The sequence below is a fragment of the Actinoplanes sp. NPDC026619 genome (assembly GCF_040638295.1).
Lineage (GTDB): Bacteria > Actinomycetota > Actinomycetes > Mycobacteriales > Micromonosporaceae > Actinoplanes.
In genome coordinates this window covers 264,636-291,108 of sequence record NZ_JBEZYA010000014.1, presented here as the reverse complement: position 1 = coordinate 291,108, position 26,473 = coordinate 264,636, and the positions used below count along the sequence as shown (strand labels likewise).

The following is a 26,473-nucleotide window of genomic DNA, read 5'->3' as shown; positions in this document are numbered from 1 at the left end:
GTCCGTCACCGCACCCACGCCCGGGTCGAGGACCGGATCCGCACCGGCAAGAGCACCGGCTTCGGCCGGTTCCCGTCACGGTTGCTCGCGATCAATGCCGCGTGGCTGGAGCTCGCTCTGACCGGTATCGACCTGCTCGCCTGGACCCAGCACCTCCTGCTCGACGGACCGCTGGCCCTGGCGGAGCCGAAGAAGCTGCGCTACCGGCTCCTGCACGTCGCCGCGAAGATCAGCAGGACTGCCCGCACCACCACCTTGCGCATCGCCGCCGGATGGCCCTGGACCGAAGACCTCATTCAAGCCTTCGACCGACTCGGTCGGCTACCCGAACCCGTTGGCTGACAACGGAATCCGCCGAAAACAACGACCAGGACTCACGGAGAAACCCGGCCTGCGGCCGGGCGACACCACCTGCCCGGACACGGCCAACACCAGCACCCACCGCCTCGATCAACAACCAGCCCAAGCAGCAGCACTTAATGAAAGACGGAGGTTAGCGAGGTCCTGGCGGGTGACCGCCGGGCGAATGCCGCACGTTTGCAAGGTCGAGCGCGGGAGGAGGCGCGCGGACCGGAGGGCGCGCGGACCGGAGGGCGCGTGGGGTGAAGGGCGCGTGGGGTGAAGGGCGCGTGGGGTGAAGGGCGCGTGGGGTGAAGGGCGCGTGGGGTGAAGGGCGCTTGGGGTGAAGGGGGCGCGGGTGGAGGGCGCGCGGGGTGGAGGGCGCGCGGGGGTGGAGGGCGCGCGGGGGTGGAGGGCGCGGGGTGGAGGGTGCGCGGGGTGGAGAGCGCTCGGGAAGGTAAGGCGCTGGGGTGGGGTGCGCGGAAGGAAGGCCGCGGGGTGGAGGGTGCGCGGAAGGGAGCGGGGGAGAAGGGGGCGTGGAGCGGGAGCGAGGTGGGGCGGTCGTTGGTGGGTGGGTCAGCGCAGCCAGGGTGGGGGCACGCGGACGGCGGCCATGCCGGCTGCTTCGGCGGCCTGGACGCCCAGGTCGGTGTCCTCGAAGACGAGGCAGTCCGCCGGTGGGACGGACAGCAGGTGGGCGGCCGTCAGGTAGGCCTCCGGGTCTGGCTTTGGCTTCGCGTAGTCGCCGGCGCAGACCAGGACCGGGAAGCGGTCCAGCAAACCCAGCGCGGTGAGTGAGGCCGTCACCGACTCGCGGGTGCTGCCGGAAACTACCGCGAAGGGCACCCGCTGGTATGCCTCCTCGATGTGCGCCAGCACCCCGGGCACCGCCTGCATTTCGCCCAGGCTTTCCTGGAACAGGGCCTCGCGGCGGGACGCGACCGTGGCCACCGGCATGGCCAGGCCCTGCTGTTCGTTCAGGTCCTCGATGATCTCGGCGACCGTGCGGCCGCCCCACGCGTAGAAGAGGTCCTCGGGGAACGACGCTCCCCACTCGCCGAGGGCGGTCGTCCAGGCGCGGTAGTGCGCCGGCATCGAGTCGGTGATGGTGCCGTCGCAGTCGAACAGGTAGGCCCGGAAGTCGCCGTCGGGGAGAGGTAGCCGCACATGATCAACGCTATCCCGCGCCGGCCCGGGTGAGTTCGGTCCAGCCGTGGAATGGGCTGTCCGTCACGCCTGGCCGGGAAGCGAAACGGGAAGCGAAACGGGCAGCGGATCGGGCAGCGGATCGGGCAGCGAATCGTGCAGTGAACCGGGTACCGGGCCGTGGAGCGGGCCCTCGGTGGAGCTCAGGCGCAGGCCGCTGCCTCCGTGCCGGAGTGCGACTATCTCGGCGGCGATGCTCACCGCGGTCTCCTCCGGGGTGTGGCCGCCCAGGTCCAGGCCGAGTGGTGAGGACAAGCGGCCGAGGTCGGCCGAGGCCACGCCGGCGTCGGTCAGCCGTCGGTGGCGGTCGCGGTGGGTGCGGCGGGAGCCCATGGCGCCGACGTACGCGACGTCCAGCCGCAGCGCCACCTCGAGCACCGGCACGTCGAACTTCGGGTCGTGGCTGAGCACGCACAGGACCGTGCGGTTGTCGATCCGGCCGGCCGCGGCCTCCCGGGTCAGGTAGCGGTGCGGCCAGTCGGCCACGACCGCGTCCGCGCCGGGGAACCGCCGCTCGGTCGCGAACACCGGCCGGGCGTCGCAGACCGTCACGTGGTAGCCGAGGAACGACCCGATCCGGGCGGTGGCGGCCGCGTGGTCGGTGGCTCCGAAGACGATCATCCGAGCCGGTGGCTGGAACGAGGCGGCGAACACGTCGACCCCCTCGACCTGCCGGACGCCGGCCGCAGTCGAGCCGAGTGCGGTGGCCGAGACGTCGAGCCGCGGGTCGCCGAGGGTGCCGGCCGGCCCGTCCGGCAGGAGAAGCAGGTGCCGGGCGTCGTCGAGCCGGGTCACCAGCGCGGCCGGCTGGCCGCCGGACACGGCCGCGGCCAGTGCCGGCAGCTCCGGGAAGGTTGCCGGGCAGACCCGCTCGACCAGCAGTTCGATGGTTCCGCCGCAGGTCAGCCCGATCCCGAACGCCTCGTCGTCGCTGACCCCGAACCGGGCGGTCCGCGCCTGCCCGGACGCGGCGACCGACTGGCACAGGTCGTAGACGGCCGCTTCCACGCAGCCGCCGGACACGCTTCCGGCGACACTGCCGTCCGGCCCGACCGCCATCGCCGCGCCGGGCCGGCGGGGCGCGCTCGACCAGGTGGCGGTGACGGTGGCGAGGCCGGCCGCGGCCCCGGACAGCCACCACGGCAGCAGCGCCGGCAGGACGTCACGCATGCGGGGGCTCGTCCAGATCAAGGTCGCCGGCCACGTCACCGACCTCGACGATCCGCACGTCGGCGGCGTGCGCGCGCAGGTAGTCCCGGGCGCCCTTGTCGCCGACCGCGGAGTCGATCACCCCGTCCCAGTGGTCGCGCCCGAGCAGCACCGGATGCCCGCGCCGGCCGGCATATCCCCCCATCACCAGCGCATCGGCTGCGGCGCGGGCGCTCACTCGGCGTACCGCAGCCGGGGTGACCTCGGGCATGTCGACCAGAAGGACCACCGTCGCGATGGCCGGCGTGCCGGTCAGCGCGCGCAGGCCCGCCCGCAGTGACGAACCCATGCCGGTCGCCCACTCGGTGTTGATCACCGCTTCCGAGAAACCCCCGGTCAGCGGCAGGGCTTCAGGCGCCGAGGCGCCCAGAACCACCACGCTGAGTGAGATGCCGGCCGAGCGGAGGGTTTCCGCGGCGCGTTCGACGAGCAACATGCCTGCGTACGGGACCAGTGCCTTCGGCATTCCGTATCGGCTCCCGGCCCCGGCCGCCAGGACCAGACCCGCCGTTTCCATCCCGCGAGCGTAACGCCGGGTGAACGCTGCTCGTATTGCCAAACCGTTTCCACTTAAGGGAGCAGCCTCCTCCCGCGGTAGGAGATTGTTTCGGCCGGATGGCCGCGGGTGCGGCTCGGGGGCGGGCGAAACGGTCTTCGCGGAAAAGCACGCTGCGGTTATGACAACGACCGCGGTAACTGTTCGACGATGGCATCGGCCGTTGCTGGCGCTGACCGCCGCGATGGCGGGACTGGCCGTCCTGACCGCTCTCGGGATCCTGCTCGATCCGCGGGTGCTCACCGGCATGCCGATCTGGGCGAAGCCGTTCAAGTTCGCCGTCTCGTTCGCCGTCTACGGTTTCACGCTCGCCTGGATGCTGTCGGCGCTGCCGCGCCGCAGCCGGGTCGCTCAACCGCTGGGCGGGCCGGCTCGGCGAGCGGACGCGGGCCCGGCTGCTGCTGGTGGCGGGGGCCGCGTACGCCGTACTCGTCGGGCTTGCGACCTGGCAGGCCCTGCGTGCGCAACCGTTGCTCGAACCCGATGCTCTTTCGCTTGCCGCCGGGGCGGCGCTGGTGGTCGCGACCGCGACCGCAGGCGTGCTGGTCCTGCGTGGTGACCGGTCCTAGGCTGACCGGCATGAGCTGGGCGCAGCGCCTCTTCGACCGGCGGGACACCTGGGTCCGGATGGTGCTCGACCTCAGCGGCGTGAGTTACCTGGTCTTCGGGGCCTGATGCTGCCGCTCGGCCTGCCCCTGCTGCTCGGTCTCGTTCTGCGCACCACCCGTGAGCTGGGTGATCAGGCACGGCAGCGGATCGAGGCGGAGAGCCGGGCGGCCCGTGCCGACGAGCGCGGCGCCATCGCCCGCGAGCTGCACGACGTGGTGGCGCACCACGTCGCGTCGATGGTGCTGCGGGTCGGCGTGGCCCGGCACGTGCTGCCGGACGTCGACCCGCGGGTGGCCGAGGTGCTCGACGACGTGCACGGCGCCGGCACCGCCGCGCTCGCCGACCTGCGCCGGCTGGTCGAGGTGCTGCGCATGCCGGGCGAGACCAGCGATGCCGCGCTGACCGCGATCGAGCCGGGCGCGCTGCCGGCCGCTCTGGGCGCGGCGGTCGAGACGGCCCGGATGACCGGCATCACGGTGGAGGCGGACATCGACGAGGCGGTGGGCGCGGTCGACGCGGTTCGCGGCATGGCCGTGCTCCGCCTGACCCAGGAGGCGCTGACGAACGTGGCCAAACACGCGGGGCCGGCGGCCCGGGCGCAGTTGCGCGTTGCGGTGCAGGGCGGCGACGTCAGCTGGGAGGTCACCGATGAGGGCGGCGTGGCGGAGAACCCGGCGCCGGGCGGTGGGCACGGTCTGACCGGCATGCGGGAGCGGGTCGAGGTGCTGGGCGGTGTGTTGATCGCCGGCCCGTCCGGCGCCGGCTGGCAGGTCCGCACCGTCCTTCCCGGCGCCGCCTCGTGATCCGGGTCCTGCTCGTCGACGATCAGCAGCTCATCCGGGCCGGCCTGCGGATGCTGTGCGAGGCCGAGGGCGACCTGACGGTGGTCGGCGAAGCCGGGGACGGCCGCGAGGCGGTGGCCCTCGTCGCCCGGCTGGTGCCGGACGTGGTGGTGATGGACCTGCGGATGCCGGGCGTCGACGGGATCAGCGCGACCAGCCGCATTCTCGCCGCCCGGCCCGCGACCCGGGTGCTCGTGCTCACCACGTTCGGCGACGACGACCACCTCTACCCGGCGCTGACCGCCGGGGCCTGCGGGTTCCTGCTCAAGGACGCGCCGCCGGCCGAGATCCTGGACGGTATCCGGCGGGTTGCGGCCGGGGACAGCCCGTTCAGCCAGGAGGTGCTGCGGCGGCTGGTGCGCCGGGCGGTGGGCAGCCGGGCGCCGCTGAAGCCGATCGCCGGGCTCACCGAACGGGAGCGCGACGTGCTCGCCCTGGTGGCCGACGGACTGTCCAATGCGGAGATCGCCGAGCGGCTGCACATCGGCGTCACCACGGTGAAGACGCACGTCACTGCGCTGATGACGAAGACCGGGGCGCCGAATCGGGTGCGGCTCGCGCTGGCCGCGCAAACCGCGGCAGACGGGTAAGCGAAAGGCCGGAGATCCGTGGCGGCGGTTCTCCGGCCTCTCCCTTGATAAAAGCTATCGTGTGATCGCCGATTTCGCGCGGCTATACGTGCGTGGCGTCAGCCCTGGCGGCCATTCCATCGGGGGTTCTTGCGGTTTAGCACAACCAGGCGGCCGCGGCGACGGGTGATGATCGAACCCGGCTTGCTCTTGAGCGACCTGAGCGAGTTACGAACCTTCATGGCGGAACCTCTCTCCGCACCGCCCGATCTGTTTGCGGTGCGATCTCGGTAACGTCGGTTGCCTACCGGTTATTTCTCGCCGCCACCCGTCAGCTCGCGACCCGTACCGGTCGATCCACCCGGCATGCGAATGCGTGTTCTCGGTACCCTGCTCACCGCCGCCGCGGTCACCGCGGCCGGCTCCGCCGTTCCTGCCCAGGCCGCGGTCGGCAACGTCATCGGCGCCGGTGCGTCGGGTGCGATTCCCGGCCAGTACATCGTGACGATGAAGTCGGCCTCCGGTCTTTCGGCGCAGCGTGCCGGGGCTGCCAAGAGCTCGTACCAGGCGCGCATGTCGGCCGTTCAGGCGCGGCGGCTCGCGGCCCGCTCCGACGTCGCCTACGTCGAGCAGGACCGGATGGTGCACGCCGAGACCACCACGTACAACGGGCCGGTCTGGGGCCTGGACCGCATCGACCAGCGGCCGGTCAAGCTGTCGAAGACGTACACCCCGGGTGACGACGGCAGCTCGGTGCACGCGTACGTGATCGACACCGGCATCCGGATCACCCACAACGAGTTCTCCGGCCGGGCCACCTACGGCTTCAACTTCGTCAACTACAACGCCACCGCCTCCGACTGCAACGGGCACGGCACGCACGTGGCCGGCACCATCGGCGGCAAGTCGTACGGGGTTGCCAAGCAGGTGAAGCTGGTTGCCGTCAAGGTGCTGGACTGCGAGGGCGCGGGCGAGCTCTCCGACGTGATCAACGGCATCAACTGGGTGACCGCGCACGCACAGAAGCCGGCCGTGGCCAACCTGAGCCTCGGCGGCGACAAGAGCCCGTCGCTGAACGCCGCCCTGCAGAAGCTGATCAACTCCGGCGTCACGGTCGTGGTGGCCGCCGGCAACGAGAACGTCAACGCCGCCACCGAGAGCCCCTCCAACCTGGCCGCCGCGATCACCGTGGGCGCCACCAACAACAAGGACCAGCGCGCTTCCTTCTCCAACTTCGGCAGCATGGTCGACCTGTTCGCGCCGGGTGTCGGCATCAAGTCGGCGTACGCGAGCGGCGACTACTCGACCGCGGTCGCCGACGGCACGTCGATGGCGTCGCCGCACGTGGCCGGCGCGGCCGCGCTCGTGCTCGACGCGACCCCCGGCTACACCCCGGTGCAGGTGCGCAACTACCTGGTCGCGCACGCCACCACCGGCAAGGTCTCCGGGCTGAAGGGCTCGCCGAACCGGCTGCTGTTCGTCACCGCCCCGCCCGCCGCCCCGGTGATCCGGACCTCGGCGATCGCGATGACCGCCGGTGCGGCCTACTCCGGGCAGCTCGCTCTGACCGCCACCCGCCGCGGCGCCTGGAGCCTCGCCGAAGGCACCCTGCCGACCGGTGTGACGCTGAACGGCAACGGCCTGATCTCCGGCACCCCGACCGGGCCCGGCTCCGCCACGATCAAGGTCCGGTTCACCGACTACGTGCCGACCGCCGTCACCAAGACCATCACGGTCGCCATGACGGTCACCTCGCCGGTGATCCGCACCGCCGCCCTGCCGGGCATCATGCGCGGCACGTACTACAACCAGCAGCTCACCGCGGACCGGAGCGGAACCTGGGCGCTGAGCGACGGTGACCTGCCGAACGGGCTGTCGCTGGACACCGACGGCGAGATCACCGGCGTGGCGACCATCGCGGGCCTGTTGACCTTCACCGTCGCGTTCACCGACGGGTGGGGCCAGACGACGCGCACGGAGCTGACCATCGAGGTGGCCGAGCGCTCGTAGGTTTTTTTAAAGCGGACAAACCGGCTCCGCTCGTTGACCCGGGGGCACTGAGGTCAGCGAGCGGAGCCGGTGGGCTGTCCGGCCGGCGGGCTGTGTGAGAGTTGACCGCCGTCCGAAGCTGCAGCCACCGTAAGCAGGCGATTTGTCAGTGCGCTGTCACGAACCTGTGGGAAAGCTGTATGCCTCGGCGTACCGATCGGCGATCGTCTTCGTCTCCGGCAGGTCGGCCTCCACCACCGGCAGGCCGTCGGCGACCTGGGCGCCGAGCTCGGTCAGCAGCTGCCGCAGCAACGCCTCCGCGGCGGCCGCCTGCGGCGCCACGCCGGCGGTCACCACCGGCACCGCCGACTTGCCGGCGAGCGCCTGCGCCGGCAGTTGGTCGAGCAGCACCTTGAGCACGCCGGTGTAGCTGCCCTTGTACGTCGGGGTCGCCACCACCAGCACCTCGGCCTCGCGCAGCAGCGCCACGGCGGCCGCGGTCGCCTCGTCGCCGGGCGTGAGCAGCCCCGCGCCCAGCTCGCCGACCTCGATCACGGTGGGCGGGAACCCGCCGGACTTCTCGCCCAGCGCCTCGCCGACCGCGATGGCCAGCACGGAGGTGCGGGATCCCGGCCGGGGGTTACCGGACACGACGACGATGCGGCTCATTTCACTCCATTGGTTGTTAAAAGGGGCAGGACGTTCTCGCCGAACCGCAGCGCCTCTTCCAGGTGCGGCTGGCCGGACAGGATGAAGTGGTCGAGGCCGAGAGCCTGGTACTCCCGGATCCGGGCGGCCACCTCGGCGTGGCTGCCGACCAGGGCGGTGCCGGCGCCCGGCCGGACGATGCCGAAGCCGGCCCACAGGTTGGGCGACACCTCGAGCGAGTCGCCGGTGGTCAGCGCGGCCATGCGTCGCTGCCCCTCCGACTCGGTCGCCGCGAACTGCTTCTTCGCGCGTTCGATCTCGCTGTCGGGCACCCGGGCCAGCAGGGCGCGAGCCACCGCCCATGCCTCGTCGGAGGTGTCCCGGCTGATCACGTGCAGGCGAATGCCGTAGGTGAGGTGCCGGCCGGCTTCCTTGGCGAGGGTGCGCACGGCATCCAGTTTGGCGGCCACCGCGGCCGGCGGCTCGGCCCACGTCAGATAGGTGTCGGCGTGCTGCGCGGCGACCGGCAGGGCGGCCGCCGACGATCCGCCGAAGAAGACCGGCGGGATCGGGTCGGGCGCCTGACGCACGGTGGCGTTCTCGACCTCGTAGTGCTCGCCGTGGAAGGTGAACGGCGGGCCCGCCCAGGCGCCCCGCACGACCTGGAGAAACTCCGCGGTCCGGGCGTACCGCTGATCGTGCGACAGATGGTCGCCGAAGCGCTTCTGCTCGCTCGCCTCCCCGCCGGTGACCACGTTGAGCGCCAGCCGGCCGCCGGAGATGCGCTGATAGGTGGAGGCCATCTGGGCGGCGAGGGTTGGTGAGATCAGGCCGGGCCGGAACGCCACCAGGAACTTCAGCCGCTCGGTCTCGCTCAGCAGCGCGGCCGTGGTGAGCCACGCGTCCTCGCAGAACGTGCCGGTCGGGGTCAGCACCGCCTCGAAGCCGACCCGCTCGGCGGCCCGGGCCACCAGGGCGAGGTAGCCGATGTCCGGCGGCCGGGACGTGTCGGCGGTCAGCGACGCCTGCCCGCCGCTGACGATGTCGTGGCTGTCGCCGGCGGTGGGCAGGAACCAGTGGAACGGCATCTACGCGGCCCGCCGCAGGTGGGCGTAGTGCCCGTCGTGGTAGACCAGCGGCGCCGCGCTCAGGTCCTCGTGGTGGGTGCCGGTCTCCGGCGCGGCCAGCACGATCGTGTGGTCGCCGGCCTCGACCCGCTGCACCACCCGGCAGACGATCCGGGCCAGCACCCCGTCGAGCAGCGGCACGCCGCCCGGCCCCGGCTCCCAGGCGCCGTGGGTGGCGAACCGGTCGATGCCGCGGGTCGCGAACGTGCGGGCCACGTGCTCCTGCTCCTGGGTCAGCACGTGCACCGCGACGACGCCCGCCTCGGCGACCGCCGGCCAGGCCGAGGAGGTGTGCGCGAGGCAGAACGAGACCAGCGGCGGGTCGAGCGAGACCGAGGTGAACGAGGTGGCGGTGAAGCCGGCCGGGGGTTCACCGGGCGCGGTGATGACCACGACGGCGGCGGCGTGGCGGCGCAGCAGCGCCCGGAAGAGATTCGCGTCCACGAGGGAGGTGACGGTCACGGGGTGCCTCCTGGCTGAAACAGCGGCTATACGGTGGCGAGCTCGCGGTGACGCAGCTCCTGCCGGACGAGCGGGATCAGGTGCCGGCCGTAGTCGACGGCGTCGTCGACCGGGTCGTAGCCGCGGATGAGGATGGTGGTCACGCCGAGGTCGACGTAATCCAAGATCGCCTGAGCGACCGTCTCCGGCGAGCCGACCAGCGCGGTCGAGTTGCCCTGCGCGCCGCTGGCCTTGGCCGTAGCCGTCCAGAGCGCGCGGGGCGGAACGAGACGCTGATTCCGAGCGGTCCGCGCCCGGCCGCGGCGGCCGCCTGTTGGACGCTCGCGATCTGCTCGGCGGTCTCCTTCAGCGGCTCGCCCCAGAGAGCGAACACGTCGGCCTGCGCGCCGCCCACCCGGTAGGCGGCCGGCGACGAGCCGCCGAAGTACAGCGGGATGCGGTGGGCCGGCTGCGCCAGCAGCGAGAAGTCCTCGAACTTGTAGAAGCGGCCCTCGTGCGAGAACGGCTCCGGCGAGCTCCACGCCCGGCGCAGGATGGTCAGGTACTCCTCGGTCCGGGCGTACCGGTCGTCCTTGGTCAGGTAGTCGCCGTCGCGGCGCTGCTCGGCGTCGGAGCCGCCGGTGATCGTGTGCACCGCCACCCGCCCGCCGGTGAGCTGGTCGAGGGTGGCGAAGATGCGGGCGGCCGTGGTCGGGAAGACGAACCCGGGCCGGTGTGCGATCAGCAGTCCGATGTGCTCGGTGGCGGCGGCCGCGTACGCCGCGACCTGGGTGGCGTCCGGGCTGGCCGAGGAGTAGGCGACGAGGATGCGGTCGAAACCGGCCTCCTCGTGGGCCCGGGCGAACCGCCGCACATAGGCGGGGTCGACCGGCGGCCCGGACGGGGTCCTGGTCTCGGAGACGTCCCGAGTGCCGATCATGCCGGCGAACTCGACTGTCATGTTGCTTCCACCCTTTGAGATCGTGGCCGACTGCATCCCACCCTGCGTCGCCGGGGCCAGCGTCGTCAATGGCTGTCCCATATCCTAGTAAACCTAGGGAGTATGGTTGACATACGGGAGTTGCCACGGTCAAAGTTGCGGCCATGTCCACTACTGCGATCGCCGGTCCCGCCACTGCGGCGGAGACCGGGGCGACGCCCTCGAAGAAGCGGGCTCTGCCGTACCGGACGATCTCCTGGGCCGTCCCTGTTCTGCTGCTGCTCACGTGGGAGCTGCTCGCGCGGGCCGGTGTCATCGCACCCAACGTGTTGCCGGCGCCCAGCTCGGTCGGCACCACCGCATGGCACCTGACCGAGACCGGTGAGCTGCCCCGCCACCTGTGGGAGAGCCTCAAGCGGGCCGCCGTCGGCCTGGCCATCGGCGCCAGCGTCGGCCTGGTGCTCGGCGTGCTGACCGGCTTCTCCAAGCTGTTCGAGGCGATCATCGACCGCAACATCCAGATCGTCCGGGCCATCCCGTTCCTGGCGATCCTGCCGCTGGTGATGGTCTGGTTCGGCGTCGGTGAGAGTGGGCGCTACTTCCTGGTGGCGCTGGGCACGCTGTTCCCGATCTACCTGAACACCGTGCTCGGCATCCGCCAGGTCGACCCGAAACTGCTGGAGATGGGCCGCGTCGCCGGCCTGTCCAAGTTCGACATCGTCCGGGTGGTGATCCTGCCCGGCGCGCTGCCGTCGATCCTGCTCGGCCTGCGGCTGGCGCTGACCAACGCCTGGCTGGCCCTGGTGATCGCGGAGACCGTCGGCGCGCCCGCGGGCATCGGCTTCATGGCCACCAACGCCCGGGAGTTCCTGCAGACCGACGTGATCGTGCTGGTCATCGTCCTGTACGCGCTGATCGGCCTGACCACCGATCTCATCGCTCGCGGCCTGGAGCGTCGTCTCCTGGCCTGGCACCCCAATTACGCACCATCCGGAGGAAGAAAGTGACCCTGTCCCGCCGCAATCTGCTTGGCGCCGCGCTGGCTCTGCCGGTTTTGGGAATGCCCAGTTTGGCCGCCTGCGGCAACAACGAGGCCGCTGCCGCCGATGGGCGCAAGAAAGTCCGGCTGACCTACGGCGCCATCTCGGTGCCCAAGACCCGGGGTGTGTTCGAGAAGACCCTGAAGGACCAGGGCATCGACGTCGAGTGGGTCGGCCCGTTCCCGAACCACGCGCCCACGCTGCAGGCCGTGGCCACGAACACCGCCGACTTCAGCTTCGGCGGCAGCTCCACCCCGGCCGACCAGGCGCTGCTCTCCGGCAACAAGCTCGTCTACGTCGCCTGGGCCAGCTCGAAGCCGCGCACCAGCGCGATCATCGTGCGGCCGGAGAGCGGCATCAACTCGGTGAAGGACCTGGCCGGCAAGAACGTGGCCGTCAACAAGGCCGGTCTCGGCGAGTTCCTGCTGGTGGCGGCGCTGGAGAAGTACAACGTGCCGCGCGACTCGGTCACCTTCACCTACCTCAACCCGCCGGACGCGGCGCCCGCCTTCGGCAGCGGCAAGGTCGACGCCTGGTCGATCTGGTCGGGGCCGCTGGAACTGGCCCAGGTCCAGTACAAGGCGAAGCCGATCTTCGTGGACGGCGACGAGCTGGACAAGCAGATCGACTTCTCGACGTACCTGGTCCGCGAGGACTACGCCAAGAAGGAGGGCGAGACCATCAAGAAGGTGATCGCCGCCTACAAGGCCGAGCAGGACTGGGCCAACGCCAACCCGGCCGAGGCGCAGAAGATCGGCAACGCGGTCTCGAAATACCCCGACGCCGTGGTCGACCTGCTCGTCAAGAACAACGTCCAGGTCACCTGGAGCCTGGTCAACGACGACGGCATCAGCCAGCTGCAGGCCGGCGCCGACTGGCTCACCGATCACAAGGTCCTGAGCGGAAAGATCAATATCGCCGACCATGCGGTGAAGCTATGACCACCGTCCTCGCCGAGAAGATCACCCGCCGTTACGGCGAACGCACCGTCCTGCACGAGCTCGACCTCGCCATCGAGCGCGGCGAGTTCGTCGCCCTGCTCGGCAAGAGCGGCTGCGGCAAGACCACCCTGCTGCGCGCCCTGGCCGGCCTCGACCCGGTCGACGGCGGCCGTCTGTCGGTGCCGCGGCGGCGCACGGTCGTCTTCCAGGAGCACCGGCTGCTGCCCTGGTGGAAGGTCTGGCGCAACGTGGCGATCGGCCTGCCCCGGGCCACCGCCCGGGCCAAGGCGCAGTCCGCGCTCGAGGAGGTCGGGCTGGCCAACCACGCCGACGCGTGGCCGGTCACCCTCTCCGGCGGCGAGGCGCAGCGGGTCGCGCTGGCCCGGGCGCTCGTCCGCGAGCCCGAGCTGCTGCTGCTCGACGAGCCGTTCGCGGCCCTGGACGCGCTCACCCGGATCAAGATGCACGGCCTGGTCCGCGACCTGACCAGCCGGCACCGGCCGGCCGTCCTGCTGGTCACCCACGATGTCGACGAGGCGATCCTGCTCGCCGACCGGGTGCTGACCATGCGCGAGGGGCGGATCGCGGCCGTGCACGAGGTGAGCGCCGGCGCCCGGGAGCGTGGGTCGGCGCCGTTCGCCACCTTGCGCGGCACGCTGCTGGGCGAGTTGGGAGTATCCGAGGCATGAGCGACGCCTTCCACCAGAAGCTGCACCACATCGTCGGGGCCGGGCTGTCCGGTGACACCGCGCAGACCAAGGGGATGACCCGGGTCGAGGCGATCAGCGGCAAGACCGTCGGCAGCGAGAACCTGTGGATGGGGGAGACGCACGTCTCCGCCTCGACGGCCAGCGACAACCACCACCACGGCGAGTCCGAGACGGCCATCTACGTGGTGAGCGGAAATCCGGTCTTCGTGTTCTTCGACGACGAATCGGGACAGGAGAAGCGGCACGAGACCAGGCCGGGTGACTACATCTTCGTGCCGCCCTGGGTCCCGCACCGGGAGGAGAACCCGGATCCTTCCCAGGAGGCCGTCGTCGTCATCGCGCGGACGACCCAGGAGGCCATCGTGGTCAACCTGCCGTCCTTGAAGCCTTCGGAGCAGGAGGACTGACATGCCGGTCGAATTCATCGGGCTCATCTCGACGCAGGACGGGTCGGAGAGCACGCCGGCCACCACCGCGCTGATCGATCCCGGCTACACGGCGCGGCTCGCCCGGGCGCACGAGGACTCCGGCTTCGACCAGGTGCTGATCGGCTACAGCTCGGCGTACCCCGACGGCGCCCAGGTGGCCGCGTTCGCGGCGGCCCGGACGGAGAAGCTGAAGTTCCTGGTCGCGCACCGGCCCGGCTTCGTGGCGCCGACCCTGGCCGCCCGGACCTTCGCCACGCTCGACCAGTTCACCGGCGGCCGGGTGGCCCTCAACATCATCACCGGCGGGCACGACGCCGAGCAGCGGCGCGACGGCGATTATCTGGACAAGGATGCCCGTTACGCCCGCACCGGCGAGTACCTGAGCATCCTCCGCCGGGCCTGGACCGCGGAGAAGCCGTTCTCCCACCGGGGCGACATCTACGAGTTCGAGGACTTCGTCTCCCAAGTCAAGCCAGTAAATCCGACAATCCCGATTTACTTCGGCGGGAGCTCTCCGGCGGCCTACCGCATCGGGGCCGAGCACGCTGACGTCTACATGTTCTGGGGCGAGCCGCTGGCCCAGATCGCGGAGCAGGTAGCGAGCGTCCGGGCCATCGCTCGACAAATCGGGCGTGAGGTTCCGCGCTTCTCGGTGTCCTTCCGGCCCATCCTCGGCCCGACCGAGGAGCTGGCCTGGGCGCGCGCCGAGGCGATCCTGGGCCGGATCGGCACCACGACCGCCCAGCGCTTCTTCCGCAACCGCGACCGCGACAACCCGGCCAACGTCGGTTCCCAGCGCCTGCTGGCCGCGGCCGCGTCGGGCGACCGGCACGACCGGGCCCTCTGGACGGCCACCGCCAAGGCCAGCGGCGCGGCCGGCAACTCCACCGCGCTGGTGGGCACGCCGGAGACCGTCGCGCAGGCCCTGCTCGACTACTACGACCTGGGTGTGACCACGTTCCTGATCCGCGGTTACGACCCGCTGGACGACGCCATCGACTACGGCCGCGAGTTGATCCCCGCGGTCCGCGCCGAAATCGCAAACCGGGATTCCGCCCGGCTCGTCGCCGCCTGATTCCGGCCCGCGTCATTTAACCTATCGAACATATGGGAAATGTATTGTCAGCCGTCGCCGGAACCCGGCGCCGGCCGGCCGACACCCTGGGAGGACCCATGTCCGCGCTAGCCGTCGCCCACCCCCGCCGCGTGCACCTGCGACCCGTACCGGCCCTGGCGCCGGAACCACCGGTGACCGTGACCATCAGCATCGCCGGTGGCGCGGCCGAAGGTCGCAGCCGTGTCCTCGCCGCGCTGCGTGACCTGGTCGACGCGGCCGGGGCGGGCGTCGAGGTGGCGGTCGAACCGGACAGCACGAACCCCATCCACCTCGACCCGCGGGCCCGCACCGCGCTGCGCGAGGGCATCCAGCTCGACCTGAGCCGCCTCGAGTACGACCTGCTGCTGTTCCTGGCCCGCCACCCCCGGCAGGTGTTCAGCCGCACCCAGCTGCTCGCCCAGGTGTGGGGCCACACGCACACCACCAACCGCACCGTGGACGTGCACGTCAGCCGGTTGCGCACCAAGCTCGACGACCCCGAGGTCGTCACCACCGTTTACGGACTCGGATACCGGCTGGCCGACGACGCGGCCATCACCGTCGAAGCTTAGGGAGATGTGATGGCGGGACGCACCGTGGCGGTGGTCGGCGGCGGCTGTTCGGGCGTGCTGGCCACCCGGGAACTGCTGCGCGGCGGTGACCGGGTCGCACTGATCGAGCCGGGCGAGCCCGGCGGCGGGCTCGCCTACGGCACGGCCCGCCCGTGGCACCTGCTGAACTCGCGAGCCGGCGCGATGAGCGCCGACCCCGACGACCCCGGCCACTTCGCCCGCTGGGCCGGCTGCTCGCCCGACGAGTTCCGGCCGCGCGCCGAGTACGGGCGCTACCTGCGCGACGTCTTCGGCGGCCTGTCCGGCGTCGACGTGATCCAGGCGCGCGCCACCGGCCTGACCGCGAGCGGCGTGGCCCTCGAGGGCGGCCGCGAGGTGCGCGCCGACGAGGTCGTGGTGGCGACCGGCAACCCGGCGGCGGCCGAGCCCGCCGCCCGCCGCGACCACCCCGACTACATCCCCGACCCCTGGCGGCCGGGGGTGCTCGACGCGATCGGCTCCGACGTGCCGGTGCTGCTCGTCGGGGCCGGGCTGACCGCGATCGACGTGGTGCTCACGCTCACCGCCGACGGCCGCCGGGACGCCCCGATCACCGCGGTCTCGCGGCGTGGCCAGTTGCCGCTGGCGCACACGCCGGTGGCGGCCCCACCGCTGCCGCTGCGCGAGACCCCGGGCAACCTGCGGGACCTCGTCCGGATCGTTCGCGCGGAGGCCGATCGGGCCGGCGACTGGCGCGCCGTCGTCGACGGACTCCGGCCGATCATCGACCAGCTCTGGGGCAGCTTCACCCACGAGGAGCAGGAGCAGTTCCTGCGTCACCTGGCCCGCCCCTGGGAGTGTCACCGGCACCGGATGGCCCCGCCGGTCGGCGCCACCATCGACGGGCTGCGCGAGGAGGGCCGCTTCGAGGTGCGCTCCGGCGGCATCCGCTCGATGACCGCCCCGCCGGCCGGCGGCCTGCTGGTCGAGCTGGAGGCCGGAGTGCAGTGGTTCGGCGCGGTCGTCAACTGCGCCGGCCCCGGGCGACTGCCGGCCGCGGCCGGATCATTCGCCGGCAGTCTGCTCGACGCCGGGCACGCCCGGGTCGGCCCGCACGGCCTCGGTCTGGACATCGACGCGGACGGCCGGCTGATCGGCGCCGACGGCAAGGTGCGCGACGGCCGGTGGGTGATCGGCCCGCTGCGCCGCGGCGCCCAGTGGGAGACCACCGCGGTGCCGGAGATCCGTTCCCAGGCACGCGCATTGATTGACCAGCGTAAATAACTCCATCCCGGTTCGGTCATAGTCTGACGGTATGTAGGGCGTGTTTCCGCAGGTCAGTACTGAATTGATGGCCATCGTGGCAACAATTGCCATGGGTTGTACGCACATTGAAAACTCTCAATACTCGGGTGGACGGTACGCCCCACGGCGTACCCCCACCCCCCTGGGAGGAACCAAGTGCTCAACCGGAAGCTGCGCCGACCGATCGTCGGCCTCGCTGCTTGCGTGCTGGCCGGCTCCGCATTCGCCGCCGCGTCACCCGCGTCGGCAGCCGTCGGCGGTATCGACCCGTCGTTCGCCCCGTCCGCCCTCGCCTCCAAGATCGACACTCAGTTCGGCACGAAGACCGCCGGATCGTATGTCGACGTGGCCGGCAAGGTCGTCGTCAACGTCACCGACGCCGCCACGGCCGCTCAGGTCACGGCGTCCGGGGCAACCGCCCGCTACGTGGCGAACAGCGGGGCCGCTCTGGCCGCCGCCAACGACACGCTGACGGCCACCCTGAAGCAGCCCGGCACGGCGTTCGCCGTCGACCCGATCAGCAACAAGGTCTCGGTCACCTACGACAGCACCGTCACCGGCGCCAAGCTCGACGCGGTCAAGGCCATCGTCGCCAAGCTCGGCGACAAGGCCAGCCTCGAGGCCACCGCGGGCACGCTCGGCACCAGGATCTCCGGCGGCGATGCCATCTACACCGGCAGCGCCCGCTGCTCGCTCGGCTTCAACGTGAAGACCAGCGCGAACGTCTACTACTTCCTGACCGCCGGGCACTGCACCAACGCCGGCTCGACCTGGACCAACGGCTCCGCCACGCTGGGCACGCGGGCCGGCACGAGTTTCCCGGGCAACGACTACGGCATCGTGAAGTACTCGACCAGCAGCACCGTGACCAAGAGCGGCGCCGTCGGCTCCCAGGACATCACCTCGGCCGGCACCCCGGCCGTCAACGCCACGGTCTACCGCCGCGGCTCCACCACCGGCATCCACTCGGGGCGCGTCACCGCGCTCAATGCGACGGTGAACTATTCCGAAGGCTCGGTCTCCGGCCTCATCCGCACCACGGTCTGCGCCGAGCCCGGCGACAGCGGCGGCTCGCTCTACTCCGGCACGACGGCCCTGGGCCTGACCTCCGGCGGCAGCGGCAACTGCTCCTCCGGCGGCGTTACCTACTTCCAGCCTGTCGTTGAGCCGCTCAGCGTTTACGGCGTGAGCGTCTTCTAAGTCCTTCCGCTAGGCGGAAAACGGCCTCGTCGCTTGCGGCGGGGTCGTTTTCTTGCGCTTCTTTTTTGATACGGCGTTGATTGGTTCCGTGGGGTGCGGTTTCGCCAGGACTTTGGTTGCGCTCCGTGCGCCCGCTGCGGGTGGGCCCTCTTTGGCGAGTGGCTGTTTCTGCCTTTTCTTGCGGTTGACGGTTCGGGGCGGGGTGACCCAAGACGAACGGTGGGGCATCTATTGTTTGTCTTGGGTCACCCCGCCCCGAACCTTGCCTGGCTGGGCTCTGGTACCTGCGCTTTTCTCGGGGCTTTCTTCTTTGTGGCCCAGCGGGTATTTCCGGTCTTCCTGGTTTCGCTGGTCGGCCCAGCGGGCGTTGCTCTCGGTGGCCCAGGGAGTGTCGCTTCGCCTTTTTCCTGCGCCTTCTGCGACTCGGTACTTGTCATGATCTTTGGCGCCGTCTGGAGGCTCGCCCCTCGGCGCGGGGCGTGGGGCCGTAACGCGAGCATGCTGGCCGGGTGCGCGCGGTTTCGCGCTTCTGCTGATCATGGGGCAGGCGCGTGTCGGCTGGCCTTCGGCTCGCCTGCCGGGTCGGCGCCGGGTCGGGTCGGCTGCCGGGTTGGGGGTAGGCCGGCTTTTTTGGCTCACGTGCTCCGACTTGGCCGAAGAGCGCTGCCTTAGGTCTTTTGGTGTTTTTGGCGTTGTCAGGCACCGCTATTTAGGGAGGCCAGTAGCGTTTCTACCCGGGTTTTGATTTCGTTTCGGATTGGGCGGATGGTCTCGAGGGTTTTGCCAGCTGGGTCTTCTAGCTTCCAGTCTTCGTGGCGTTTTCCGGGGAAGACCGGGCAGGCGTCGCCGCAACCCATGGTGATGATTACGTCGGAGTGTTCGGCTGTTTCGTAGTTGAGGAGTTTTGGGGTCTGGGTGGTTAGGTCTATGCCTACCTCGGCCATTGCTTCTACTACGGCGGGATTAATTGCGGTGGCTGGGGCGGAGCCGGCTGAGCGGACCTCGATGGCGTCGCCGGCCAGGTGGCGTAGCCAGGCGGAGGCCATCTGGGAGCGGCCGGCGTTGTGGACGCAGACGAACAGGACGCTGGGCTTTTCGCTCATCGGGTGGGCCTTTCGGCAGTTTGTCGGGGGTTCGGATAGAGGGCGAGGATCAGGCCGGCTCCCACTAGCAGGCCTGCGATCTGCGCTCCGACGAAGCCCGGCACTGACGCGGGTGCGATGCCGGCGAATGTGTTGGTGAATGCGCGCCCGATCGTGACTGCGGGGTTGGCGAAGCTGGTGCTGCTCGTGAACCAGTAGGCGGCGCCGATGTAGGCGCCTATCGCGGCGGGGGCGGCCGTCGACCGGTTGGAGCGGGTTAGCGCGGAGATCAGGAGAAGTAGGCCGGTGGTGGCCACTACCTCGCCCAGCCACAGGTGTGGGGCGGATCGCTGTCTGGTGGAGAAAGTCACCGGAGGTAGGGCGAACATCAGGTTGGCCAGGACCGAGCCGGTGATTGCTCCGGTGGTCTGTGCGGCGGTGTAGCCGGCGAGTTGTGTTGCGGTCAGGCCCGAACCGGTGCGCCGGGACAGGAGCCAGTCTGCGGCGGAGACCATCGGGTTGAAGTGGGCGCCGGAGATTGGGCCGAAGGTCAGGATCAGGGTGCCGAGGGCCAGCGCGGTGGCGATCGAGTTCTCCAGCAGCTGCAGGCCGACGTCGTGTGGGGACAGCGTGGCCGCCATGATGCCGGAGCCGACGACTGCGGTGACCAGGAGCGCGGTGCCCAGGAACTCGGCCAGCAGGCGTCGCCAGGTGGGTGTGGGTGGGCTCATTCGGCGCGTGGGGCGATGCGGGCGATGCGCGCTTCGAGGTCGGCGTAGGTGGCCTCGAAGGCGGCGTCGGTGTCGATCGGGGCCGGGTCGGGGACGGACCAGTGCAGCCGGGGGCGTACTGGAGAGGTGCGGTCTTCGTGGGCGTTGTCGCAGACTGCGATCACCAGGTCGTCGTCGTGCACGACGTCGGCGACGGTTGCGGTGGCGGTGGGGTCGAGGTCGAGGCCGTGCCGGTGGGCGACCTTGATCGCGCGTGGGTGGACGCGAGCGGCCGGCTTCGTGCCGGCTGACGCCACCGTGCCGCCGGTCCGGTCGCGCCACAGCGCGGCGGCCAGCTGCGAGCGGGCGGAGTTGTGGGTGCAGACGAACACCACGCGCTCCGCGTCCGGCAGTGGTGGCGGCGCCAGTGCGGCCAAGGCGTCCGGCTGCAGGCGCAGGTAGGTGCGGCGCCGGTCGCCCTCGGAACGGGTGCGGACGAGGAGGCCGGCCTCCTGCAGGACCTTGAGGTGGTGCGCGACCAGGTTGGTCGGCATCCCGAGCGCCTGGCCGATCTCCCCGGGCGAGGCGTCGCCCAGGGTGAGCGCGTCGACGATCGCCAGCCGTGCCGGGTCACCCAGCGCGGCGTGAGTGCGCGCTCGCGCCAGCAGGGAAGAAGCTTCGACGTTCATTGACTCAGTTTCTACTGAGCCTTATTGGGACGTCAAATCGCGCCGGGATCGAGCAGCGCGGAGAGCCGGCGCATCAGGTCCGGCCGGGCGCGGTAATAGACCCAGCTGGCCCGTCGCTCGGCGGTGACCAGGCCGGACTCCTTCAGCACCTTCAGGTGGTGCGAGATCGTCGTGCCGGAGATCTCGAACGCCGGCGTCAGGTCGCAGACGCAGATCTCGCCGCCGTCGGCGGAGGCGATCATCGACATCAGCTGCAGGCGGATCGGGTCGCCGAGCGCCTTGAAGGCCTGCGAAAGGTTGCCCGCCGCCTCGCGGGGCAGCCGGCTCTGCGCCAGCGGCGCGCAGCATTCCGGCGCGAGCGGCTCCGCTGATTTCGACATGCGTCGAGGTTGACAGATGTCGAAACCGCGTGCAAGTGTCGGCTTCGACAAACATCGAGTTCGACACTTTTCGAAATCAGTCGCTTCGAGGGGGACCTATGAACGATCAGCTGCCCGTTGCGGTCATCGGCGCCGGCCCGGTCGGGCTGGCCGCCGCCGCGCATCTCGCCGAGCGTGGGATCGCCTTCGTCGTGCTGGAGGCCGGGGACGAACCCGCCGCGGCCATCCGGCAGTGGGGTCACGTTCGGCTGTTCTCGCCGTGGCGTTACGACCTCGATGCCGCGGCTGCCCGGCTGCTCGCCGAGGCCGGATGGGTGCGCCCCGACGACGCCAAGCTGCCCACCGGCGCCCAGCTGGCCGCCGACTACCTGCAGCCGCTCGCCGACCTGCCGGCGATCAAGCCGCACGTCCGCTACCTCGCCCCGGTTGCCGCCGTGACCCGGCTCGGCCTCGACCGCATGCGCAGCGCCGGTCGGGCCGACGCCCCGTTCCTCCTCCGGCTCGCCGACGGCACGGACCTGCTCGCCCGCGCGGTGATCGACGCCTCCGGCACCTGGGGCACCCCCAACGTGCTCGGCGCCGCCGGCATCCCGGCGCATGGCGAGAGCGCTGCCACGGCGTACGTCGACCATGCTCTTCCTGATGTTCTTGGCCGTGACCGGGACCGGTTCGCCGGGCGCCGGGTCCTCGTGGTCGGCGCCGGGCACTCCGCCGCCAACACGCTGCTGTCCCTCACCGAGCTGCCCGGAATCGCCGTGACCTGGGCGATCCGAGCCGCCTCGCCGGCCCGGACCTACGGCGGAGAGTCCGCCGACGCGCTGCCCGCCCGCGGGGCGCTGGGCACCCGGCTGCGCGAGCGGGCCGAGTCCGGCGCGATCACCCTGCTCACCGGCTTCGACGTGCGGGCGATCACGCCCGGTCCGGAGGGAGTCGAGGTCTCCGACGGCGAACGCGCCGTCACCGTCGACCGGATCGTCGCGGCCACCGGCTTCCGACCCGACCACACCATCGTCGCCGAGCTGCGCCTCGACCTCGACCCGATCATGGGCTCGACCCGGGCCCTCGCCCCGCTGATCGACCCGAACGAGCACTCCTGCGGCACCGTCCCACCGCACGGCGTCGACGAGCTCACCCACCCTGAGGCCGGCTATTACGCGATCGGCGTCAAGTCCTACGGCCGGGCGCCGACGTTCCTGCTCGCCACCGGCTACGAACAGGCCCGCTCGGTCGTCGCCGCCCTGGCCGGCGACTGGGCGGCAGCCCGCGACGTGCAGCTCGACCTGCCCGAGACCGGCGTCTGCAGCAGCAGCCAGGACCTCGGCAACGACACCATCGACGCGGGCGGCGGCGGCTGCTGCGGCGCACCGGCCGCCGAAACCGTGCCGGCCCGCGGCCTGCTGACCATGGTCGAGGTCCCGGCCGGACCGAGCGGCTGCTGCAGCTGAGCACGCCCGAGCGCCGGGCGCGGGCGATCGTCGCGGCGCTCGCGATCACCCAGACCGTCGGCTACGGCACGCTCTACTACGCGTTCGCCGTCTTCCTGACCCCGCTGGCCGCCGACCTGCACGCTTCGACCACCGCGGTCACCGGCAGCTTCACCGCATCGGTGCTCGCCTCCGCCGCCCTCGCCGTGCCGGTCGGGCGATGGCTCGACCGGCACGGCGGCCGCCTGCTGATGACCGCGGGCTCCGCCGCCGGCGCGTTGTTGCTGGTCGCCTGGTCGGAGGTGGGCAGTCTGGGGCAGCTCTACGCCGTGCAGGTCGGCATCGGCGTCGCCTCCGCCGCCTGCCTGTACGAGGCCGCGTTCGCCGTCATCATCGCCTGGCACAGTGCGAAGCAACGGTCGTCGGCGCTGCTCGCCCTCACCGTGGTCGCCGGCTTCGCCAGCTCTGTCTTCCTGCCGCTCACCGGCTGGCTCGTCGACCGGCACGGCTGGCGCACGGCCCTGCTCGTGCTCGCCGCGATCCAGGCCGTACTCACGATTCCGTTGCACGCCCTGGTGCTGCGGGCACCGCCTGGCAATCCCACTTCGTCCGATCAAGAGCGAGGCCAGCCCGTACGGCTGCGGGCCGTGCTCGCCGACCGGGGCTTCTGGCTGTTCGCCCTCGCCTTCACCGCCAACACGGCAGCGGTCGCGACCGTTGGCGTACACCTGATTGCCGCGCTCATCGCCTGAGGGCACTCGCCCCCGTTCGCCGCCGCCATCGCGGGGTTGTTCGGGGTCCTGTCGGTGACCGGCCGCCTGGTCACCACCGGTCTGCGGCGTCGTTTCCGCACCGCCACCGTCGTCACCGTGATCTTCGCCGGCCAAGGGCTCGCGGCGGCCGCCCTGCCATGGGCCGGTCGCAGCGCCGTGCCGGCCATGGCCGCCGTCGTCGGCTTCGGGCTCGGCTTCGGCGTCGGCAGCATCGCCAAGCCGCTGCTGCTGGCCGACCGCTTCGACACCCGCCGCTATGCCACCATCGCGGGCGTCCTCGTCGTCCCGATGACCGTCGCCAAGGCCGTCGCGCCACTGGCCGCCGCCGGCTTGCACACGGCCACCCACGGGTACGGCAGCGTGTTCCTGGCCGTCGCCGCGATCTGTCTCGTCTCCGCGGTCGCCCTGGCCGCCGTGCCCGGCTGAGCCGCCGTCATTGCATCGGGGCCGGCTCCGCGGACGCCCAAACCACCTCGAAGTGACTCGTGAAATGCGTGCCCAGCTTGCCATCGGCCGGCAGCTGGATGAACACGCGCTCGTCGAAGCGCACCGGCATCGGCCCGGACTGCAGATCCACGAAGCCGGCCGAGATCACCCGGTCGGCCCGGATCAGGTGCGGCCCCGGGGGCGTGCGGTAGCGGCGGTAGCCGAGTCGGCGCTGGGCCGCCGCCGGCCACGTCTTGACGTGGATGGCGATGCGCCGCTCGGCTTCGAGCAGCTGTGGGCGCAACTGCTCCGGCTGGTAGACGGCCGCCGCCGGCATGACGGTGGCGCCGTGACTCAGCACCTCGTCCGTGGCCTCGACCGAGAGCGCCAGCATCCGGATCTCGACGCCGCGTTCCGCCGCGTCCCGCAACGCCGCGAGGACCGGCGCCGTGGCGATGGTGATCGGCCGGTACATCAGAACGTCGATGGCCTGCCGCGCGCCGGCCACTACCTCGGCCAGAAACTCGGAGGTGAAGTAACCCTCCTCCTTGAGCTCTACGGCGCCGGTGGCGGACGCTGCCCGGCCATCGGAGTCGAGGGCCCGGCTGACTCCCTCGATCTGGCCGCTGAAGAGGATGAGGTCCTGCGCCAGCTCCCGCGCCTTGGCGTCGCGGCTGCGGGCGAGATGGCTGGCGGCCGCGCGGATCCGGGTGGCCGCCGCGTCGGTGCCGTACAGGGTGCGGATCAGCGTGCGCTCGTCGCGCTGGGCCCGGCGCACGGCTCGGACGCGAGTCAGGGTGAGCGCCGTCAACGCCAGGCCGAGCAGTCCCGCCACGGTGTTCACCAGATCGACGACCATAGGTCCCACGTTCGCACATCGGCGCACCGCCGGGGCGGATCGTAGGGTCGGTCGCATGAGCGACCTCTTCCCGGAACTCCGGTCGGACGAGCGGACCACCCTCGAGCAATTCGTCGAGCAGCACCGCGGCGGGGTGCGGCGGGCGCTCGACGGGCTGGCCGACGCCGATTCGGCTGCACGGCTGCTGCCGCACACCCAGATGACCATCGGAGGGATCGTGAAGCATCTCGCGCAGATGGAGGACCTCTGGTTCACCGTCAAGTTCGCCGGGGACGGCTGGCCGGCGGCCTGGCCGGACGGTGCGCGGGAGGAGTGGGCCTGGGCGTCGGCGGCGGATGACCCGGTCGCCGAGCTGGCGGCGCTCTACGACGCGGCCTGTGCGCGGAGCCGAGCCGTCGCCGCGAAACAGGTTGACCTCGACGCCCTGGCTGCCCGGCCCTCGTTCGGGAAAGGGCCGGTCAACCTGCGCTGGGTGTTCGTGCACCTGATCGGGGAGACGGCCCAGCACCGCGGCCACCTCGACCTCATGCTCGACGTGGTGCGCGGGCGCGGTTAGTCGCCCTGGTCGACCTTCTCCTCGCCCCGGCGGCGGAGCATGCGCAGGCCGGGGATGCCGGCGATGGCCAGGTGCAGGTCTTCGGTCACGGCCAGGAGCTTGTGCAGATCGGGGCCGACCTGGTCGAGTTTCGACAGCAGCGGCATCACGTCCTCGACCAGGTGGGCCTGCAGGCGGGGGAGCTGGTCGACCATGCGGATCGCCGCGGTCACCTCGTCGGTGGACAGCTCGTCGACGAAGCGCCGGGCCAGGGGAGCGCCCTTGCGCAGCGTCTCGGCGTACGCCTCGAGCAGCTCGGTCGCGTCGGTCGCGGCCGACTGCGCCTGCCGGACCACCGCCGAAGCGTCGGCGCTGATCGTCGTCGCCTGGGTGACCACCCCGGCCGCGGCATCCGTGATGCCCGCCGCCTCGCCGACGATGGCCGAGGCCGCGTGCGTGATGCCGCCTGCCTGGCCGACCACCGCCGAGGCCGCGTCGGTGATCTGGGTGGCGCTCGCGGTGATCACCCGGGCCTCCACCACCGTCGTCTCGGCCTCGCCGACGATCACCGAGACCCGCTGGATCAGCTCCTCGGCCTGGTCGGCCAGCACGGTTATCCGGCTGATCAGCAGCTCGGTCTGGCCCAGCGCGCCCAGCACGCGCACCGGGAGCGTCGCGGCCGCGGCCGCCGTCTCCAGCACCTGGCCGATCGCGGTTCGGGTCAGGTCGGCGAGCGCGGCGGGTGACACCAACGGGAAGCGCATGCACCCATGATGCGCCCGGCAGTCCCGCCTCGCCGTTTGGTAACCGAAGGTGAGCGTGGCAGTTCCGTGGGTGGAAAGTCTCTGTCAATCTCGTAGGTAGCGGTGGTTGGGTGGCCCAAAATCGGCGCGAACACGGCACTATGGCTCAGTGCGTACGCGAATCTGGGTTCTGGCGGTGGCGGCTGTAGGGATCCTCGGGGGTGCCGGTTTGGTCGGCATGGGCATGAACAACGACGCCAACGGCGGCACCTCGCTGGCCGGCGCGTTCCTCGACTCGCCGGCCAAGGCATCACCCACGCCCACCGGGCCCACCCCGGAGGAACTCGCCGCTCAGGAGCGCGCGAAACAGGCAAAGGCGCTGGACGCGGCCCTGAAGAAGTACGCCGCGACGGTGCCCGAGTTTTCGGTGGCGGTGCTCGACCGGAAAACCGGGCAGACGTATTCGTACCGCGGCACCGAGAAGTACGAGACGGCCAGCGTGGTGAAGGTCCAGGTCCTCGCGTGCCTGCTGCTCACCGCCCAGGACAAGCAGCGCGACCTCTCCTCGACCGAGCTGGCCCTGGCCAAGCGCATGATCCGGCTGAGCGACAACGACGCCACGACGTCGCTGTTCACCCGGCTCGGCAAGCAGACCGCCATCGCGAAGTGCAACAACCGGCTCGGCCTCACCCAGACCACCGTCAACAGCGCGTGGGGCCTGACCAGGACGACCGTCGACGACCAGGTGAAACTCCTCGGCGAGCTGGTCGACACGAAGGGCCCGCTGGACGCCGACTCCCGCAAGCTGGCCGAAACGCTGATGAGCACGGTCGACGCCGCCCAGGACTGGGGCGTGCCGGCCGCGGCCACGACCGGCGAGAAGTTCACGGTCAAGAACGGCTGGCTGCCCCGCTCGACCGAGGGCAACCGCTGGATCATCAACACCGTCGGCCGCATCACCGGCGACGACACGGACGTCTCGATCGCGGTGCTCTCGCACAACCACGCATCGATGTCCGGTGGCATCGCCGTGGTGGAAAAAGTCGCAAAGATGACCAGGCAGTACTTGAAGTACTAGATATCGCCCGTTTGGTGGTCGTCGGCAC

The 26,473-nt window shown here is 71.0% G+C and carries 31 protein-coding genes and 1 pseudogene; 18 read left to right on the top strand and 14 right to left on the bottom strand.

The genetic code is table 11. From position 1 onward, the window contains the following. Positions 1 to 342, top strand: a 342-nt coding sequence (locus AB0E90_RS29120) for a transposase (RefSeq protein ID WP_360412531.1), incomplete at its 5' end; no start/stop codon positions are given. A gap of 573 nt (positions 343 to 915) precedes the next feature. Here the strand turns inward: AB0E90_RS29120 and AB0E90_RS29115 are convergent. From AB0E90_RS29115 to AB0E90_RS29105, 3 genes are all read right to left on the bottom strand, one after another. After that, complete coding sequence (locus tag AB0E90_RS29115; RefSeq protein WP_360412528.1) at positions 916 to 1,506, bottom strand: HAD family phosphatase; 591 nt, start codon at positions 1,504 to 1,506, stop codon at positions 916 to 918. Between the two features lie 63 nt (positions 1,507 to 1,569). Next, positions 1,570 to 2,715 (bottom strand): XdhC family protein, encoded by a 1,146-nt coding sequence (locus AB0E90_RS29110; RefSeq protein ID WP_360412525.1) that lies wholly within the window; start codon positions 2,713 to 2,715, stop codon positions 1,570 to 1,572. Beyond that, positions 2,708 to 3,271: a nucleotidyltransferase family protein gene (locus tag AB0E90_RS29105; protein ID WP_360412522.1), complete on the bottom strand. Its 564-nt coding sequence runs from the start codon at positions 3,269 to 3,271 to the stop codon at positions 2,708 to 2,710. The genes AB0E90_RS29110 and AB0E90_RS29105 overlap by 8 nt, the downstream gene beginning before the upstream one ends. Before the next feature lie 443 nt (positions 3,272 to 3,714). Between AB0E90_RS29105 and AB0E90_RS29100 the strand changes: the two genes are divergently transcribed. The 3 genes and pseudogenes from AB0E90_RS29100 to AB0E90_RS29090 all read left to right on the top strand — a co-directional run bounded on the left by AB0E90_RS29100 (position 3,715) and on the right by AB0E90_RS29090 (position 5,351). Next, a complete protein-coding gene (locus tag AB0E90_RS29100) occupies positions 3,715 to 3,879 on the top strand; it encodes a hypothetical protein (protein WP_360412518.1) in 165 nt (54 codons plus the stop codon). Between the two features lie 84 nt (positions 3,880 to 3,963). Beyond that, positions 3,964 to 4,722 (top strand): annotated as a pseudogene (locus tag AB0E90_RS29095) (histidine kinase); the annotation flags it as partial. Next, positions 4,719 to 5,351, top strand: a complete 633-nt coding sequence (locus AB0E90_RS29090) for a response regulator transcription factor (protein WP_360412515.1) — start codon at positions 4,719 to 4,721, stop codon at positions 5,349 to 5,351. The pseudogene AB0E90_RS29095 and the gene AB0E90_RS29090, both read left to right, overlap by 4 nt. A 98-nt stretch (positions 5,352 to 5,449) precedes the next feature. On the opposite strand, the gene AB0E90_RS29085 is transcribed toward AB0E90_RS29090, so the two are convergent. Continuing rightward, positions 5,450 to 5,572 carry a ribosomal protein bL36 gene (locus tag AB0E90_RS29085; protein WP_360412512.1) on the bottom strand — a complete coding sequence of 41 codons (123 nt, stop codon included), beginning with the start codon at positions 5,570 to 5,572 and terminating at the stop codon, positions 5,450 to 5,452. Positions 5,573 to 5,702: 130 nt separating this feature from the next. Between AB0E90_RS29085 and AB0E90_RS29080 the strand changes: the two genes are divergently transcribed. Then, positions 5,703 to 7,340 (top strand): S8 family peptidase, encoded by a 1,638-nt coding sequence (locus tag AB0E90_RS29080; RefSeq protein WP_360412509.1) that lies wholly within the window; start codon positions 5,703 to 5,705, stop codon positions 7,338 to 7,340. Positions 7,341 to 7,496: 156 nt separating this feature from the next. Here AB0E90_RS29080 and AB0E90_RS29075 read toward each other — a convergent pair whose 3' ends face one another. The 4 genes from AB0E90_RS29075 to AB0E90_RS29060 all read right to left on the bottom strand — a co-directional run bounded on the left by AB0E90_RS29075 (position 7,497) and on the right by AB0E90_RS29060 (position 10,496). Beyond that, complete coding sequence (locus tag AB0E90_RS29075; RefSeq protein WP_360412506.1) at positions 7,497 to 7,988, bottom strand: NAD(P)H-dependent oxidoreductase; 492 nt, start codon at positions 7,986 to 7,988, stop codon at positions 7,497 to 7,499. Next, a complete protein-coding gene (locus AB0E90_RS29070; RefSeq protein ID WP_360412503.1) occupies positions 7,985 to 9,055 on the bottom strand; it encodes an LLM class flavin-dependent oxidoreductase in 1,071 nt (356 codons plus the stop codon). The genes AB0E90_RS29075 and AB0E90_RS29070 overlap by 4 nt, the downstream gene beginning before the upstream one ends. After that, positions 9,056 to 9,556 (bottom strand): flavin reductase family protein, encoded by a 501-nt coding sequence (locus AB0E90_RS29065; RefSeq protein ID WP_360412500.1) that lies wholly within the window; start codon positions 9,554 to 9,556, stop codon positions 9,056 to 9,058. It lies immediately after the preceding gene. 139 nt (positions 9,557 to 9,695) lie between these two features. Beyond that, entirely contained in the window at positions 9,696 to 10,496 is an 801-nt protein-coding gene (locus AB0E90_RS29060; protein WP_360412497.1) for an LLM class flavin-dependent oxidoreductase, read from the bottom strand. 143 nt (positions 10,497 to 10,639) lie between these two features. Here AB0E90_RS29060 and AB0E90_RS29055 point away from each other — a divergent pair, with 143 nt between their 5' ends. The 8 genes from AB0E90_RS29055 to AB0E90_RS29020 all read left to right on the top strand — a co-directional run bounded on the left by AB0E90_RS29055 (position 10,640) and on the right by AB0E90_RS29020 (position 17,746). Beyond that, the gene (locus AB0E90_RS29055) at positions 10,640 to 11,482 is read left to right on the top strand and encodes an ABC transporter permease subunit (RefSeq protein WP_360412494.1); all 843 of its coding nucleotides are present in this window, start codon (positions 10,640 to 10,642) and stop codon (positions 11,480 to 11,482) included. Further along, complete coding sequence (locus AB0E90_RS29050) at positions 11,479 to 12,456, top strand: NrtA/SsuA/CpmA family ABC transporter substrate-binding protein (RefSeq protein WP_360412491.1); 978 nt, start codon at positions 11,479 to 11,481, stop codon at positions 12,454 to 12,456. Before AB0E90_RS29055 ends, AB0E90_RS29050 begins: the two co-directional genes overlap by 4 nt. Next, a complete protein-coding gene (locus AB0E90_RS29045; RefSeq protein WP_360412488.1) occupies positions 12,453 to 13,145 on the top strand; it encodes an ABC transporter ATP-binding protein in 693 nt (230 codons plus the stop codon). The genes AB0E90_RS29050 and AB0E90_RS29045 overlap by 4 nt, the downstream gene beginning before the upstream one ends. Beyond that, a complete protein-coding gene (locus AB0E90_RS29040; protein ID WP_360412485.1) occupies positions 13,142 to 13,573 on the top strand; it encodes a cupin domain-containing protein in 432 nt (143 codons plus the stop codon). Before AB0E90_RS29045 ends, AB0E90_RS29040 begins: the two co-directional genes overlap by 4 nt. Before the next feature lies 1 nt (position 13,574). Further along, the gene (locus AB0E90_RS29035) at positions 13,575 to 14,669 is read left to right on the top strand and encodes an LLM class flavin-dependent oxidoreductase (RefSeq protein WP_360412482.1); all 1,095 of its coding nucleotides are present in this window, start codon (positions 13,575 to 13,577) and stop codon (positions 14,667 to 14,669) included. Positions 14,670 to 14,767: 98 nt separating this feature from the next. Next, entirely contained in the window at positions 14,768 to 15,262 is a 495-nt protein-coding gene (locus AB0E90_RS29030) for a winged helix-turn-helix domain-containing protein (RefSeq protein ID WP_360412479.1), read from the top strand. Positions 15,263 to 15,271: 9 nt separating this feature from the next. Then, positions 15,272 to 16,525: an FAD/NAD(P)-binding protein gene (locus AB0E90_RS29025; protein ID WP_360412476.1), complete on the top strand. Its 1,254-nt coding sequence runs from the start codon at positions 15,272 to 15,274 to the stop codon at positions 16,523 to 16,525. A 177-nt stretch (positions 16,526 to 16,702) separates the two neighbouring features. After that, positions 16,703 to 17,746, top strand: coding sequence for a S1 family peptidase (locus AB0E90_RS29020; RefSeq protein ID WP_360412473.1), 1,044 nt, complete (start codon positions 16,703 to 16,705; stop codon positions 17,744 to 17,746). Between the two features lie 695 nt (positions 17,747 to 18,441). Here AB0E90_RS29020 and AB0E90_RS29015 read toward each other — a convergent pair. The 4 genes from AB0E90_RS29015 to AB0E90_RS29000 are packed head-to-tail and all read right to left on the bottom strand — an operon-like array spanning position 18,442 to position 20,607. Next, the gene (locus AB0E90_RS29015; protein WP_360412470.1) at positions 18,442 to 18,849 is read right to left on the bottom strand and encodes an arsenate reductase ArsC; all 408 of its coding nucleotides are present in this window, start codon (positions 18,847 to 18,849) and stop codon (positions 18,442 to 18,444) included. Continuing rightward, the gene (locus AB0E90_RS29010; protein WP_360412467.1) at positions 18,846 to 19,559 is read right to left on the bottom strand and encodes an MIP/aquaporin family protein; all 714 of its coding nucleotides are present in this window, start codon (positions 19,557 to 19,559) and stop codon (positions 18,846 to 18,848) included. The genes AB0E90_RS29015 and AB0E90_RS29010 overlap by 4 nt, the downstream gene beginning before the upstream one ends. Further along, complete coding sequence (locus AB0E90_RS29005) at positions 19,556 to 20,227, bottom strand: helix-turn-helix domain-containing protein (RefSeq protein ID WP_360412464.1); 672 nt, start codon at positions 20,225 to 20,227, stop codon at positions 19,556 to 19,558. Before AB0E90_RS29005 ends, AB0E90_RS29010 begins: the two co-directional genes overlap by 4 nt. 32 nt (positions 20,228 to 20,259) lie before the next feature. Beyond that, positions 20,260 to 20,607: a metalloregulator ArsR/SmtB family transcription factor gene (locus tag AB0E90_RS29000; RefSeq protein ID WP_360412461.1), complete on the bottom strand. Its 348-nt coding sequence runs from the start codon at positions 20,605 to 20,607 to the stop codon at positions 20,260 to 20,262. Positions 20,608 to 20,705: 98 nt separating this feature from the next. Between AB0E90_RS29000 and AB0E90_RS28995 the strand changes: the two genes are divergently transcribed. Genes AB0E90_RS28995 through AB0E90_RS28985 form a run of 3 tightly spaced genes read left to right on the top strand, consistent with a single transcriptional unit; the run spans position 20,706 to position 23,230 of the window. Then, positions 20,706 to 22,052 (top strand): FAD-dependent oxidoreductase, encoded by a 1,347-nt coding sequence (locus tag AB0E90_RS28995; protein WP_360412458.1) that lies wholly within the window; start codon positions 20,706 to 20,708, stop codon positions 22,050 to 22,052. Further along, positions 21,959 to 22,783, top strand: coding sequence for an MFS transporter (locus AB0E90_RS28990; RefSeq protein ID WP_360412573.1), 825 nt, complete (start codon positions 21,959 to 21,961; stop codon positions 22,781 to 22,783). Before AB0E90_RS28995 ends, AB0E90_RS28990 begins: the two co-directional genes overlap by 94 nt. 36 nt (positions 22,784 to 22,819) lie before the next feature. Further along, entirely contained in the window at positions 22,820 to 23,230 is a 411-nt protein-coding gene (locus tag AB0E90_RS28985; protein ID WP_360412455.1) for a hypothetical protein, read from the top strand. Positions 23,231 to 23,237: 7 nt separating this feature from the next. On the opposite strand, the gene AB0E90_RS28980 is transcribed toward AB0E90_RS28985, so the two are convergent. Then, a complete protein-coding gene (locus AB0E90_RS28980) occupies positions 23,238 to 24,089 on the bottom strand; it encodes a hypothetical protein (RefSeq protein ID WP_360412452.1) in 852 nt (283 codons plus the stop codon). 55 nt (positions 24,090 to 24,144) lie between these two features. Here AB0E90_RS28980 and AB0E90_RS28975 point away from each other — a divergent pair, with 55 nt between their 5' ends. Then, on the top strand, positions 24,145 to 24,645 hold the full coding sequence (locus AB0E90_RS28975; RefSeq protein ID WP_360412449.1) for a DinB family protein: 501 nt from the start codon (positions 24,145 to 24,147) through the stop codon (positions 24,643 to 24,645). On the opposite strand, the gene AB0E90_RS28970 is transcribed toward AB0E90_RS28975, so the two are convergent. Then, positions 24,642 to 25,388: a hypothetical protein gene (locus tag AB0E90_RS28970; protein WP_360412446.1), complete on the bottom strand. Its 747-nt coding sequence runs from the start codon at positions 25,386 to 25,388 to the stop codon at positions 24,642 to 24,644. The genes AB0E90_RS28975 and AB0E90_RS28970 overlap by 4 nt on opposite strands. 217 nt (positions 25,389 to 25,605) lie before the next feature. Here AB0E90_RS28970 and AB0E90_RS28965 point away from each other — a divergent pair, with 217 nt between their 5' ends. Beyond that, on the top strand, positions 25,606 to 26,445 hold the full coding sequence (locus tag AB0E90_RS28965; RefSeq protein ID WP_360412570.1) for a serine hydrolase: 840 nt from the start codon (positions 25,606 to 25,608) through the stop codon (positions 26,443 to 26,445). Positions 26,446 to 26,473: the final 28 nt, after the last annotated feature.